Genomic DNA, 12,390 nt, shown 5'->3' with positions numbered 1-12,390 from the left:
TCTGCCGGAGATAAACCGCTATCGCGTGATCCCGGCCCATGCCTCGAGCTGGGTCACGAACCGCTTGGCCGAGTTCGGCCAGTGGTGGTTCGCGCGGGCCGCGGCGTACCCGCGAGCGCCCTGCGCCCGCCGCTCGCGCACGTCGTCCCGCAGCGTCAGCGCCGCCTGCGCGACGGCCTTCGGGTCCTCCCAGGGCACGACGACGCCGCTGTCGTACCGCTCCACGAGCTCGACCGCGCGCGGCGACGGCGTCGTGATGACCGGGATGCCGTGCGCCATGTACTCCACGATCTTGGTGGGCATCGAGTGCCGGTAGTTGGGCTCGTCGTGCAGCAGCGACAGCCCGGCCAGCGCCCCGTCGAGCCGCTTGAGCGCCTCGTCGTTGGGCATGAAGTCACGCCACTCCAGCAGGCCGTCGGCGACGGCCTGGTTGAGCATGGGACGGCTCTGCGGATCGGCGTACCCGATCAGCTCCACCGTCACCCGGTACGGCTGCAGCAGCTTGGCCACCTCGACGGCCTCGAACACCCCGCGCGCCCGCGACAACCACCCGAGGTAGACCACCCGGTCGTCGCCCGGAGGCGTCACCGAGTCCGGCACCCAGGTCTCGTTCGGCACGATCAGATGGGCGTGCTTGAACCGGCCCGCGTAGGCGGTCTCGGCCAGCAGCAGGTGCATGTGCCGCTCGGCCGTGCCCTCCAGCATGCGGGCGAAGAAGCGCACCGGCGGGCGCAGGAACGAGGGCAGCCACGGCTTGAGCGACAACGTCGCCGGGGTGTCCTCGTGCACGTCCCAGACCACCGGCGGCCGGTTGCGCACGCCCCAGACCGCGAACAGCAGCTCCGGGTCGTGGATCATGACCAGGTCGACCTTGTTCCGCATGCGCTTGAACAGCCGCCGGGCGGCCCAGACGGCCGCCATGCGTTTGCGCTGGGCGGCCCTGGGCAGATCGACGCCGTTGACCCATGGACGCGGTACGACCCCGTGCGCCGAGAAGGAGGCGGCATACGTGACCTCATGACCGGCATCCACGAGGGCACGGATCTGCCGATGCAGAATTCTCGCGTCCTCGGGGTTATGCACCACCGTCATGACGAGCACGTGCACTGCGCGCAGCCCTCCGTCGCTACAGCCGCTCGACGCGTTCACCCTCGGTGAGCACACCGCGGGTGTCCAGCACGAGCTTGGCCTTCGCCTCGACCATGGCCAGATCGAACGCGGCGTGCTGCTGCAGCAGCAGCGTCACGTCGGCGTTGACCACGGCCTCGGTCAGATCCTCTTCCCGTGGCACCGGAGTGCCGTCGACCGACCACTCCTTGACGTACGGATCGGCGAACGAGAGGTCGGCCCCCAGCTCCAGCAGCGCACGCGCCACAGGCAGAGCCGGAGTTTCCCGTTCGTCGGCGATATCCGGTTTGTACGTGACGCCGAGCATAACCACTCGGGCGCCGTTCACGGGCTTCTTATGTCTGTTCAGCAGTCGCTGGACGCGGGCCACCACGTAGGACGGCATGCGCTCGTTGATCTCCTGGGCCAGCTCCACGAACCTGAACGGGTACCCGAGCTTGCGCACGGTGTAGGACAGGTACGAGGGGTCCACGGGGATGCAGTGACCGCCGACGCCCGGCCCCGGCAGGAACTTCTGGAAGCCGAACGGCTTGGTGGCCGCGGCCTCGATCGATTCCCACAGGTTGATGCCGAGCTCGTCACAGAAGATCGCCATCTCGTTGACGAGGGCGATGTTGACGTGCCGGTAGGTGTTCTCCAGCAGCTTGGCCATCTCGGCCTCGCGGGTGCCGCTGACCGGCACCACCTGCTCGATGAACTGCTTGTAGAACGCCGTCGCCCGGTCGCGGCAGACCGGCGTGTAGCCGCCCACGACCTTCGGGGTGTTCTTGAGCCCGAACTTCGGGTTGCCCGGGTCGATGCGCTCGGGCGAGAAGGCCAGGTGGAAGTCCACGCCGGCGGCCAGGCCCGACTGCTCCAGCAGCGGGCGGGCCACCTCGTCGGTGGTGCCGGGCCAGGTGGTGGATTCGAGCACGACGAGCGTGCCCTTGCTGAGGTTGCGGGCGACGGCCTTGGTCGCGCCCTCGACCGCGGACAGGTCGGGACGGTGGTCCTCGTCCAGCGGGGTGGGAACGCAGATGACGATCGTGTTGCTTCTGGCCAGCACGGAGTCGTCCAGCGTCGCGCTGAATCCGTTCGCCAGCATGTGATCGAGGTCAGCGTCGGTCAGGTCATCGATGTAGGACTGCCCGGCGTTGAGCGCGTCGACCTTCCGGGGGTCCACGTCCACGCCGACGACCCGCAGCCCGGCGGCCACCGCTTCCTTCGCGAGCGGCATGCCGACGTAGCCGAGGCCGATGACAGCCAAGTCGATTTCTGTCACAGCAGTGCCTTCGAGAGCCGGAAACAACACTTCATGGTCGCAAAGGTTATCTCAAGTCCACCTAGCTCACGCCTAATGCGACCGAACCCGTCACAACGTACAGCCAACGTGGAGGTCATCTTTCGGCAAGCGATCGGTATAGAGCTTGATAAGTCTCGGCAACGCGGCTCCAGGTCCGCTTCGCGGCGACTTCGGCGCGTCCGGCCTCGCCCATCTCCGCCCGCCTGGCCGGGTCCTCGCGCAGGCCGGCGATCGCCTTGGCCAGCTCGGCCGGGTCGCCGGCGGGCACCAGCAGGCCGGCCCCGTCGGAGCCGACGAGCTCGGACAACGCGGGCAGATCGCTGAGCACCACCGGCTTGCCGAGCGCCATCGCCTCGACCGGCTTCAGGGGCGTGACGAGCCGGCAGACCCGCAGGTCCTCGCGCGGGCAGGCGAAGATGTCGATGGCGTCCTGGGCCTGCAGCGCCTCGTCGGGGCCGACCCGGCCGGGCAGGACGGCGTCGCGCAGCCCCAGCTCCTCGACCAGGGCGAGCAGGTTCTCCCGCTCGGCGCCGTCGCCCACGATGAGCACCCGCACCGGCGTGCGGTCGTCGCGCAGCAGCGCGGCGGCGCGCAGCAGGGTCGCGAAGCCCTCGTAGGCCACGATGCTGGACACCGAGCCGACCACGATCTCGCCGGGGGCGATGCCGTACGCGTCGCGGAACGAGGCGCCGTCGTAGTGGGCCGACAGCAGGGTGTCGTCGACGGCGTTGGGCGCCAGGTGGATGCGTTCCCTGGGCACGCCGCGCTCGACGATCTCCGTGGCCATCGTCTCGGCCAGCGTGACGACCGCGTCGGCCTCCCGCATGAGGAACGCCTCGCGCTCGCGCTGGAGCACGTGCCGCTGGCTGCCGACCCGGATCGGGTCGCGGGAGGCCCACGTCTCCTCCAGGAAGCCGCGCACCTCGTAGACGAACGGGGTGCCCGTCCGGTCGCGGACGGCGTGGGCGACCGAGCCGTTGCGGTGGTCGGTGGCGGCGTGCAGGACCTGCGGGCGCAGCTGCTCGACCAGGCGGGTGACGCCCTCGGCGCCCTTGACCATGCGGCCGCGCATCTCGAACGGCACCTCGCCGTGCCCGTCGGGCAGCAGGCGGTAGTAGGGGATGCCGTCGATCTCCTCCTGCGCGGGCGCGTCGGCGTGCCCCTGGAGCATGGGCCAGCCCCAGCTCGTCACGACGTGCGGGTCGAGCCCGGCCGCCTTCTGGGAGGTGACGATCCTGTGGGTGCGCACGGTGTAACCGGCCTGCGTGTACGGCAGCGCGTTGGTGACCAGGTGCAGCACGCGGCCCTCGACGCGCCCGCCGATGGCCACCTTCGGCGCCGGCGGGATCGGGTCGGGGCTGATGGCGGCCAGCTCACCGCGGTAGTAGGCGGCCCTGCGCTTGACGAAGGGATATTTGGTGTGCGCGTCGAGCACCTCGGCGGCCTGGGCGACCCGGCCGGCGTCCCAGTGGGCCTTCGCCTCGTTCCACGGCGCCTTGATCATGCGCATGCCGAGCTTGCGGACCATGCGCCGGGCGCCGCGGGCGGCGGGCCAGGCCACGCTGCCGACGAACGGGCGCAGCTTGGGCGGGAGCGCGTCGGCGGCGGCCTGCGCCACGCGGACGGGGTCGGACTTGACCTTGGTCACGACGACGCGGGAAACGATGACGGGGTGCTGGACGAAGCCTTTGAGAAGTCCCCCGACGCCGGCCCGGGCGGACTTCGCGGAAACCTTGGAGGAGTCTTGACGACTGGCGTCGGATGCCACGCGGTGACCGTACCATAGGCAGCGTTTTTTCCCTTCCGCTATGAAAGGCGAGGTCAATGAGGGAGAACCCCCTGGTCCTGCACGTTTTGGGTGCTCGTCCCAATTTCGTGAAAGCGGCCCCGGTGGTGCGTGCACTCGGTGAACTCGGCGTGCGGCAGGGCATCATCCACACCGGTCAGCACTACGACGCGCTGATGTCGGACGTCTTCTTCGCCGACCTCGGCCTGCCCGAGCCGGTGGCCAACCTGGCGGTGGGCTCCGGCACGCACGCCAGGCAGACCGCGGCCCTGCTCGTGGGCCTGGAGGACGTCTTCGTCGCCCAGGAGCCCGACCTCGTCGTGGTCTACGGCGACGTGAACTCGACGCTGGCCGCGATCCTGGTCGCCGCCAAGCTCGGCATCAGGACGGCGCACGTCGAGGCCGGGCTGCGCTCGTTCGACCGGGGCATGCCCGAGGAGGTCAACCGGGTCGTCACCGACGCGCTGGCCGACCTGCTGTTCGTCACCTCGCCCGAGGCCCTCGCCTATCTGGCCTCGGAGGGCGTGCCGCCTGCGAAAGTGCACCTGGTGGGCAACCCGATGATCGACAGCCTGTTCGCCGCGCTGCCCTCGCTGGACCCGGCGCCGGTGGTGACGCGGCTCGGCCTGCCGGCCCGGTACGCCGTGGCGACCCTGCACCGCCCGGCCAACGTGGACACCGCCGAGGCCGCCAGGGAGCTGGTCGAGGCGGTGCTGGAGGTGTCGCGGCGGACGCCGGTCGTGGTGCCGGTGCACCCGCGCGGCAAGGCGCGGCTGGCCGAGGCCGGTCTGGTGGACGGCGACACGATCAAGGTCATCGAGCCGCTGGGTTATGTGGACTTCCTCTCACTCGTCCGGGGCGCGGCGCTGGTCGTCACCGACTCCGGCGGCGTGCAGGAGGAGACGACCATGCTGGGCGTCCCCTGCCTGACGCTGCGGCCCAACACCGAGCGGCCGATCACGATCACGCACGGCACGAACCGCCTGGTCACCCCCGCGCTGCTGCCCGCCGCGGCGGAGAAGGCGCTCGCCGACGGTGCCGCCACGCCGGCCGGCGAGCTGCCGGTGCTGTGGGACGGCAAGGCCGGTCCGCGCATCGCGACGGTGATCGCGGCGTGGCTGAAGGGCGACAACCTGGCTCCCGCTTCCCAGGCCAAACGCCCCGAATAGCGGCTGAATCCGCCGTACTATGACATACCTCCGCTGAGCGATAGGCGTATCACCATGGCCGAAAACCCTGAGCCCCCCGCGTTCCAGCGACTGGGACCCGTCAACTGGCTGCCCGAGGAGCGCAAGCTCATCGAGCGGTACGAGGCCGAGGTCAGGGAGCTGCGGCGGCGGCTGGAGATCGCCGAGGCCAAGGCCGCGTACGCGGGCTGGAAGCTGGAGGCCACCCAGGCCAAGCGCACGTTCAAGCTGGGCGAGGCCCTGGGCTCGAAGAGCCCGGGGAAGATCGTGGACGCGGTCCGGTCGAAGGACAGGGCGCCCAAGCCGCCCATGCCGGTCACCGAGGCGGTCGAGCTCGCCAACCACCGCCCGCCGCTGGTCGAGGTGCCGGCGGCGAAGTGGCCGCTCGGCCCGGTCAACCGGCCCGACCTCAAGGTGGCGGTCATCCTGGACGACTTCTCCAGGATGGCCTTCAGGTACGAGTGGGACCAGATCGAGTTCGGCCTCAAGGACTGGCCGGAGATCTTCGCCGAAAAGCGCCCCGACCTGCTGTTCTGCGAGTCGGCCTGGCACGGCAACCAGGGCCGCTGGCGCTACCAGATGACCGGCACGAACGCCCCCAAGGAGCCGCTGCGCGACCTGGTCGCCTGGTGCCGTTCCGAGGGCATCCCCACGGTCTTCTGGAACAAGGAGGACCCGCCGAACTTCGACTTCTTCATCGACACGGCCAAGCTGTTCGACTACGTGTTCACCTGCGACGGCGACATGGTGCCGAAGTACCGCGAGGTGCTCGGCCACGACCGGGTCGACGTGCTGCAGTTCGCCGCCCAGCCGCGGGTGCACAACCCGATCCAGCAGAAGCAGGGCCGCCTGCACGACGTCGTGTTCGCCGGCATGTACTTCCGCGACAAGCACCCCGAGCGCCGTGAGCAGATGGAGGTCGTCCTCGACCCGGTGCGCGAGCTCGGCCTGCACATCTTCGCCCGCAACGGCGAGGTGGACGAGAAGTACGCCTGGCCGGAGAAGTACCGGCCGCACATCGTGGGCGAGCTGCCCTACGACCAGATGCTGGCCGCGTACCGGATGTACAAGGTCTTCCTCAACGTCAACTCGGTGCTCGACTCGCCGACCATGTGCGCCCGCCGCGTCTTCGAGCTGTCGGCGTGCGCGACCCCGGTGGTGTCGGGGTGGTCGCGGGCGATCGAGGAGACGTTCGGCGAGCTGGTGCCGATCGCGCGCGAGCCGATCGAGTCGTACAACCAGGTGCTGCACCTGATCAACAGCCCCGAGCTGCGGGCCAGGATGGGCCACCTGGCCATGCGGGAGGTCTTCGACAAGCACCTGTTCTCGCACCGGGTGGACCAGATCCTGCAGAACCTCGGCCAGGCCACCGCGCCCCGGTCACGTTCGATCTCGGTCGTGCTGCCGACCAACCGGGCCGCGCAGATCGAGCACGCGATCTCGTCGGTGGCCCGGCAGCTCCACCGGCCGCTGCAGCTCGTCATGGTCCTGCACGGGCTGGACATCGACCCGGTGGTGGTCGCCGACAAGGCCCGGATGGCCGGCATCACGGACGTCGTCGTCCTGCCCGCCGCCCCTGAGCTGACGCTCGGCGCCTGCATGAACCTGGGCATCGCCGCCGCAGAGGGCGACCTGATCGCCAAGATGGACGACGACAACCTCTACGGCGAGCACTACCTGTCGGACCTGGTGCGCGCGTTCGACTACTCCGACGCCGAGCTGGTCGGCAAGGGGGCGCACTACGCGTACTTCGAGGGCAGCAACACCACCATGCTCCGGCTGCCCGGCCTGGAGCACCGGTACTCCTTCCTCGTCCAGGGCGGCACGTTCCTCGGCAAGGCGGACATGTTCCGCTCGTACGGCTTCGCGGACATCACGCGGGGGGAGGACACCCAGCTGGTACGCCGGCTGAAGGAGGACTCCGTCAAGATCTACTCGGCCGACCGGTTCAACTTCGTTTACTGGCGCAGCGCCGACGCCTCGATGCACACCTGGCAGGCCGACCACATCAAGCTCACCCGCAACGCGCAGTTCTCCTTCGTCGGCCGCCCGGACGACCACGTGCTCATCTGAGCCTCAGCGGGTGACGCGGGCCAGGTTCTGGTCGGCCAGGCGGGCGAGCTCGTACAGGCCGGCCGCTTTCACCTTCTCGCCGACGACGAGCATGCTCATGATCAGGTGGGCCCGCCTGATCACCACCGACCCGATCTGGGCGTGCTTGTCGCCGCCGGTGGCCGTCGTCAGGTACGCCCGCGACTCGTCGCCCCTGGCCGGCATGGCCAGCTTGGCGGTGCGGTAGGTCACGTCCGCGCCCTCGACGGTGGCCTTGTACAGGGCGCACTGCGGCGGCAGCGGCGCGGGCATGGACGCCGACGGCATCGACACGACGGCCTGCGTGATCGAGCCGCGCGCGGCGGAGAAGGCGATCACGGCGGCGGGCGCGCGGGCGACCTCCGGCTTGGCCGCGTCGAGCTGGGCGGCCCCGGCGCACTCCGGACGTTCCAGCTTGGCCTGCTGGATGGCGGCCAGCCCCTCCTGAGTGGACTTGAGCGAGCCGAACGCCCCCATCTCCGGCCCGTACGCGATGCGCATGCCCTTGGGCACGGGCAGCAGGGCGGCGCGCAGCCGGGCCGCCTCCACCGCCGAGGAGGACGCGGCGGGCTGCGCCGACCCGGCGGCCTGGTTCCCGGCCTCGCCGGCGGAACATCCGGCGACGACCATCATGCTCAGACATACCCCCGAAATAGCCTTAAGCACGAATTTCCCCCTCGCTCTAGCGGCTTTTTCGAAAACGCTAGAGGAAGGGACGAGTAAGGAGCCGAGTAACGTCGCTATTCGCGGAATTCGGTGGGTTCACGAGGAATTTCGGGCTGGCGAGGGATTTCGGGCTCGCGAGGGGCTTCGGGTTCGGCGCCGTTCCGGCTTCCGCCGTTGAGCAGCGCCCTGGCCAGGCCGATCCCGGTGCCGCCGAGCGTGAGCGCCTTGGCCAGAAGCTCCTCCACGCCCTGGGCGCCGTTCAGCACCACCATGTGGTCCACGTTCCCGAACGCCTTCGCGCCCGCCTCGACGACCTCCGGCCAGCGCTCGGCGAGCTGCTGGGCGATGACCGCCTCCTGGTTCTCCTTCAGCGCCTCGGCCCGCGCCCTGATCGCCTCGGCCTCGGCCAGGCCCAGCGCCCTGGCCGCCTGCGCCTCGGCCAGCCCGCGCGCCTGGGCGGCCTGGGCCTCCGCCTCGCCCGCGATCTTGGTGGCCGCGCCGGCCGCCTCGCCGCGCAGCCGTACGGACTCGGCCTCGGCCGCGGCGGCCAGCTTGACCTGGCTCGCCTGGGCCCCGGCGCGCAGTTCGGTCTCCTGGGCCTCGGCCTGGGCCTGGGCGATCCGGGCGTCCCGGTCGGCCTGCGCGAGCGTGACGGTCTCGTACGCCTTGGCGTCGGCGGGCTTGCGCACCTGCGACTGGAGCCGCTGCTCGGCGAGCTGGGCCTCCAGCTCGGCCGCCCTGGTCTCCTGGACGACGACCTCCTGCCGGGCGCTGGCCTCCGACAGCGGCCCCGCCTGCCGGGTCGTGGCCTGCGCCCGGTCGATCTCGGCCTGGTAGGCGGCCCGCTTGAGCTGCGCGTCGCGCTGGGCGGCGGCCTTGTTGGCGGCGGCGATCTGCTCGGCCTCCGTGGCCTCCTGGTCGCGCTGGGCCTGGGCGATGCGGGCGATGGCGGCGACCCTGGCGGCGTGCGGCTTGCCGAGGTTGGCGATGTAGCCGGTCTCGTCGTCGATCTCCTGGATCTGCAGCGAGTCGACGATCAGCCCGAGCTTGCTCATCTCGTCGGCGGCCGAGGCCCTGGTCTCGCTGGTCAGGCGCTCGCGGTTGAGTATCAGGTCCTCGATGGTGAGGTTGCCGATGATCGAGCGCAGGTGCCCGGTGAACAGCTCGTGGATCGCGCTGGTCATGAAGTCCTGCTGGTCGAGGAAGCGGCGGGCGGCGTTGGCGATCGAGGACAGGTCGTCGCCGACCTTGTAGATGACCACGCCGCGGATGTGCACGGGGATGCCCTGCTGGGTGACGCAGGAGACCTGGAGATTGGCCGCCCTGGTGTCCAGGCGCAGCCGCCGGGCGGCCTGGAAGCCGGGGAGCACGGCCGCGCCCTTGCCGGTGATGATCTTGAAGCCCAGGCTGTCGACGCCCTCGCCCCGGCGGCGCGCCCCCAGACCGGAGATGATCAGCGCCTCGTTGGGCTCGGCGACCCGCCAGACGGCCTTGAACAGCAGAATCACGATGACGACCGCGACGACCGCGGCTCCGGCGACGATGAAGAACTCGGGGGACATCGGGCCCTCCCTAGACGAGTGCTCTGGCCACGTAAACCGTCCGCGGGGGGAAGTACTCCACCACGACGACGATGGTGCCGAGGCCGAACTCCTCGTCCGGCAGGCTGGGGTGGGCGTAGAAGGCCTCCACCCCGCCCCTGACCGGGATCATGACCTCGCCGACGAGCCCTGGGCCGATCTTTCCGGTGACCCTGCCCTGCTTGCCGACCACCGCGCTCCCCCCGCTCGCTTCCATTCCGGACGCTACTCCAAACGGGCATTCGCGGTAATAGGCCACGCAAAATGTTTCTCGAACCGCTGCGCGCCCCTGTGGGGCTTTTGGCCGAAGTGCCGATGATCGCCCTCATGAGCAGGAATCCACGCGACCTCGGGATGGATGTGCCCATTTCCCGCCGTGACTTGTTCGACGGGATTGCGGTGAGCGCTCTGGGATGTACGGCGGCGAAGGCCGTTGTCAATGCCGCGGAACCGGCCGGCGGCCTGCGCGGGGACACCGCACAGGCGGTCGCGGTGCCGCACGCGCTGCGCGACGGCCGCTTCTGGCGGCACGCTGGGCCGCCCGAGCCCACCGGCGAGAGCTACGACCTCGTGGTGGTGGGCGGCGGGCGCAGCGGTCTCAGCGCGGCGGAGGAGTGGCTGCGCCGGGAGCCGAGGGCCCGCGTGCTCGTCCTGGACAACCGCGACCCCGGCGAGCACGGCGGCCCGGCGGGGTTCGGCGCGCGCCCGGCCGTACGCGTGATGTGCGACAAGGAGAGCTTCGGCACCGACACGCTGGTCCCGGCCGGTCGGCTGGAGGAGCTGCCGCTCGCCGCGCGGGCCGTCGGCGACCTGCGCATGTTGCACGACGACCCGCCCGACTGGTTCCCCGGGCTGTCGCAGGAGGACAAGCAGGAGCGCCTGGCCGGGCTGACCTACTCACGGTTCCTGCTGGAGGTCTGCGGCGTGCATCCCGACGCGGAACGGTTCTGCCGGACGCTGCCGTGCGCCGAACGGGCCTACGACGGCCGGGCGCTCGGGGCGGTGGACGCCTGGGCCGCCGGCTACCCGGGGTTCGGCGGCCTGGGGCTCGACAAGCCCTCGCGGTACGCCTCGGCGGCCGGGCCCGCGACCGGGAGCCCGCTCGGGGCCGCGCGGGCGGTGTTGCGGCCGTCCAGCCCGGTGGTCTCGGTACGGCACGGGGACGCGTCCGTGGTGGTCGCGTACTTCGACGGGCATCGGGTCAGGACCGTCGGCGCCGAGTCGGTGATCATGGCCTGCTGGAGCGCGGTCGTGCCGCACCTGGTGCCCGACCTGCCCGAGCAGCAGCGGCGGGCGTTGGGCCAGGCGGCCCGGCTGCCGGTCCTGGAGGCGAGCGTGCGGCTGAGCGGCGGCCGGGCGCGGATCGGGCGCACCCGCTGGACGGGCGCGTTCTGGTGCCTGAGCGAGCCCGCGCCCGAGGGGTTGCGCCTGCTGGCCACGCCGTGCCGGTCGGAGCTGGGGCCCGTGGCGGGGGCGGCGGCGGGCCGGCGGGAGATGATGGCGACGCCGTACGACCGGCTGGCGGAGGGCGTGCGCGACCAGGTGGCCCGGCTGCTGGGCCCCCGGGCCGGCGTCGAGGCGGTCACCGTCCACCGCTGGGGGCACGGGCGGCCGGTGGCGTACTGCAGGCCCTGGCACCCCTTCTACCCCGACGGCCCCTTCCCCGCCGACGTCGCCCGCAGGCGGTTCGGGCGCATCGCCATCGCCGGGTCGGACACCGAACCGGCGGCCGGTGGCGACGCGGCCGTGGTGGCCGCGCACCGGGCCGTGCGCGAGCTCACCGCATGAGGCCCTGGCTGCGGGTCTTCCTCGGCGGGCTGGTCCTGTGGCTGGCCACGGTCGGCGTCACGGCCTGGACGGCCAACTCCAACCTGGTGCCGACCGTCGTGCTGTTCGGCAGCTTCCTGATCCCGGTGACGTTCGTGGTGTGGGCGCACGGGCGCGACCGCTCGCCGGTGGTCACGGTGGAGCTGCAGTTCAGGGCGTTCGTGGTGGGCGGCGTGCTCGGGGTGCTCGGCGCGTCGCTGCTGGAGAGCTGGCTGATCCGGCCCTCGTTCCTCATGTACGCGCTGGTCGGCCTGATCGAGGAGGGCGTGAAGCTGGCGGCGCTGATGTACGTCACCCGGCACGCGGTGCGGCGCTCGTCCCGGGACGGCGTGGTGCTCGGCGCGACGGTCGGCTTCGGCTTCGCCGCCTTCGAGAGCTCCGGCTACGCCTTCAACGCCCTGTTCACCGCCGACGGCCTGTCGCTGGCGCAGCTCGTCGAGACCGAGATCCTGAGAGGCATCCTGGCGCCGGTGGGCCACGGCCTGTGGACCGCGATACTCGGCGGCGTGCTGTTCGCCGCCCACGGACGCCTCACCGGGCACGTCGTGTGGAGCTATCTCGGCGTCTCGCTGCTGCACGCGCTGTGGGACTCGATGAGCGCCATCGCCATCGCGATCACGCTGGTGCTGACCGGGCGGCCGTGGCAGTTCGAGCTGCTGCGGATCGGCCGGGTGCCGAACGTGACCGAAGGGCAGGTGCACGTGTACACGCTGGTGAACTGGGCCGGACTCATCGTGATCTCGCTGGTCGCGCTGGGGTGGCTCTGGCGGGTGCTGCGCACGGCCCGCCGGGAGACCGAGATCATGCCCCAATAATCACGGTAATCATCCTGTTCCTCCCACT

10 protein-coding genes are annotated in these 12,390 nt (G+C 70.9%); 4 read left to right on the top strand and 6 right to left on the bottom strand.

What is annotated here, in order from left to right:
- Positions 1-18 precede the first annotated feature (18 nt).
- The 3 genes from ABZ459_RS04910 to ABZ459_RS04900 all read right to left on the bottom strand — a co-directional run bounded on the left by ABZ459_RS04910 (position 19) and on the right by ABZ459_RS04900 (position 4,178).
- Complete coding sequence (locus ABZ459_RS04910; protein ID WP_357965976.1) at positions 19-1,107, bottom strand: glycosyltransferase; 1,089 nt, start codon at positions 1,105-1,107, stop codon at positions 19-21.
- A 19-nt stretch (positions 1,108-1,126) separates the two neighbouring features.
- Positions 1,127-2,374: a nucleotide sugar dehydrogenase gene (locus tag ABZ459_RS04905; RefSeq protein WP_357965973.1), complete on the bottom strand. Its 1,248-nt coding sequence runs from the start codon at positions 2,372-2,374 to the stop codon at positions 1,127-1,129.
- Positions 2,375-2,504: 130 nt separating this feature from the next.
- The gene (locus ABZ459_RS04900; protein ID WP_357965970.1) at positions 2,505-4,178 is read right to left on the bottom strand and encodes a glycosyltransferase family 4 protein; all 1,674 of its coding nucleotides are present in this window, start codon (positions 4,176-4,178) and stop codon (positions 2,505-2,507) included.
- Positions 4,179-4,234: 56 nt separating this feature from the next.
- On the opposite strand from ABZ459_RS04900, the gene wecB reads away from it, so the two are divergent.
- On the top strand, positions 4,235-5,365 hold the full coding sequence (gene wecB, locus ABZ459_RS04895) for a UDP-N-acetylglucosamine 2-epimerase (non-hydrolyzing) (RefSeq protein WP_357965968.1): 1,131 nt from the start codon (positions 4,235-4,237) through the stop codon (positions 5,363-5,365).
- Between the two features lie 54 nt (positions 5,366-5,419).
- Positions 5,420-7,456: a glycosyltransferase gene (locus tag ABZ459_RS04890; RefSeq protein WP_357965965.1), complete on the top strand. Its 2,037-nt coding sequence runs from the start codon at positions 5,420-5,422 to the stop codon at positions 7,454-7,456.
- Between the two features lie 3 nt (positions 7,457-7,459).
- Here ABZ459_RS04890 and ABZ459_RS04885 read toward each other — a convergent pair whose 3' ends face one another.
- The 3 genes from ABZ459_RS04885 to ABZ459_RS04875 form a co-directional block, all read right to left on the bottom strand.
- Entirely contained in the window at positions 7,460-8,107 is a 648-nt protein-coding gene (locus tag ABZ459_RS04885; protein WP_357965963.1) for a hypothetical protein, read from the bottom strand.
- Positions 8,108-8,214: 107 nt separating this feature from the next.
- Positions 8,215-9,702 carry an SPFH domain-containing protein gene (locus ABZ459_RS04880; RefSeq protein WP_357965960.1) on the bottom strand — a complete coding sequence of 496 codons (1,488 nt, stop codon included), beginning with the start codon at positions 9,700-9,702 and terminating at the stop codon, positions 8,215-8,217.
- Between the two features lie 10 nt (positions 9,703-9,712).
- Positions 9,713-9,937 carry a hypothetical protein gene (locus ABZ459_RS04875; RefSeq protein ID WP_357965958.1) on the bottom strand — a complete coding sequence of 75 codons (225 nt, stop codon included), beginning with the start codon at positions 9,935-9,937 and terminating at the stop codon, positions 9,713-9,715.
- Between the two features lie 110 nt (positions 9,938-10,047).
- On the opposite strand from ABZ459_RS04875, the gene ABZ459_RS04870 reads away from it, so the two are divergent.
- A complete protein-coding gene (locus tag ABZ459_RS04870) occupies positions 10,048-11,508 on the top strand; it encodes a hypothetical protein (protein WP_357965955.1) in 1,461 nt (486 codons plus the stop codon).
- Positions 11,505-12,362 carry a PrsW family glutamic-type intramembrane protease gene (locus ABZ459_RS04865; protein ID WP_357965954.1) on the top strand — a complete coding sequence of 286 codons (858 nt, stop codon included), beginning with the start codon at positions 11,505-11,507 and terminating at the stop codon, positions 12,360-12,362. Before ABZ459_RS04870 ends, ABZ459_RS04865 begins: the two co-directional genes overlap by 4 nt.
- Positions 12,363-12,390: the final 28 nt, after the last annotated feature.

This window comes from Nonomuraea sp. NPDC005692, assembly GCF_040631115.1.
Taxonomy (GTDB): Bacteria; Actinomycetota; Actinomycetes; order Streptosporangiales; family Streptosporangiaceae; genus Nonomuraea.
The sequence above is the reverse complement of the archived record's forward strand: the minus strand, read 5'-3'. Positions and strand labels throughout refer to the sequence as shown.

What these genes read in the sequence shown, in the direction of transcription:
- wecB (WP_357965968.1), top strand. Translation starts at nt 4,235, where the DNA reads ATGAGGGAGAACCCCCTGGTCCTGCACGTTTTGGGTGCTCGTCCCAAT.
- ABZ459_RS04890 (WP_357965965.1), top strand. Translation starts at nt 5,420, where the DNA reads ATGGCCGAAAACCCTGAGCCCCCCGCGTTCCAGCGACTGGGACCCGTC.
- ABZ459_RS04885 (WP_357965963.1), bottom strand. Translation starts at nt 8,107, where the DNA reads ATGATGGTCGTCGCCGGATGTTCCGCCGGCGAGGCCGGGAACCAGGCC.
- ABZ459_RS04880 (WP_357965960.1), bottom strand. Translation starts at nt 9,702, where the DNA reads ATGTCCCCCGAGTTCTTCATCGTCGCCGGAGCCGCGGTCGTCGCGGTC.
- ABZ459_RS04875 (WP_357965958.1), bottom strand. Translation starts at nt 9,937, where the DNA reads ATGGAAGCGAGCGGGGGGAGCGCGGTGGTCGGCAAGCAGGGCAGGGTC.
- ABZ459_RS04870 (WP_357965955.1), top strand. Translation starts at nt 10,048, where the DNA reads ATGAGCAGGAATCCACGCGACCTCGGGATGGATGTGCCCATTTCCCGC.
- ABZ459_RS04865 (WP_357965954.1), top strand. Translation starts at nt 11,505, where the DNA reads ATGAGGCCCTGGCTGCGGGTCTTCCTCGGCGGGCTGGTCCTGTGGCTG.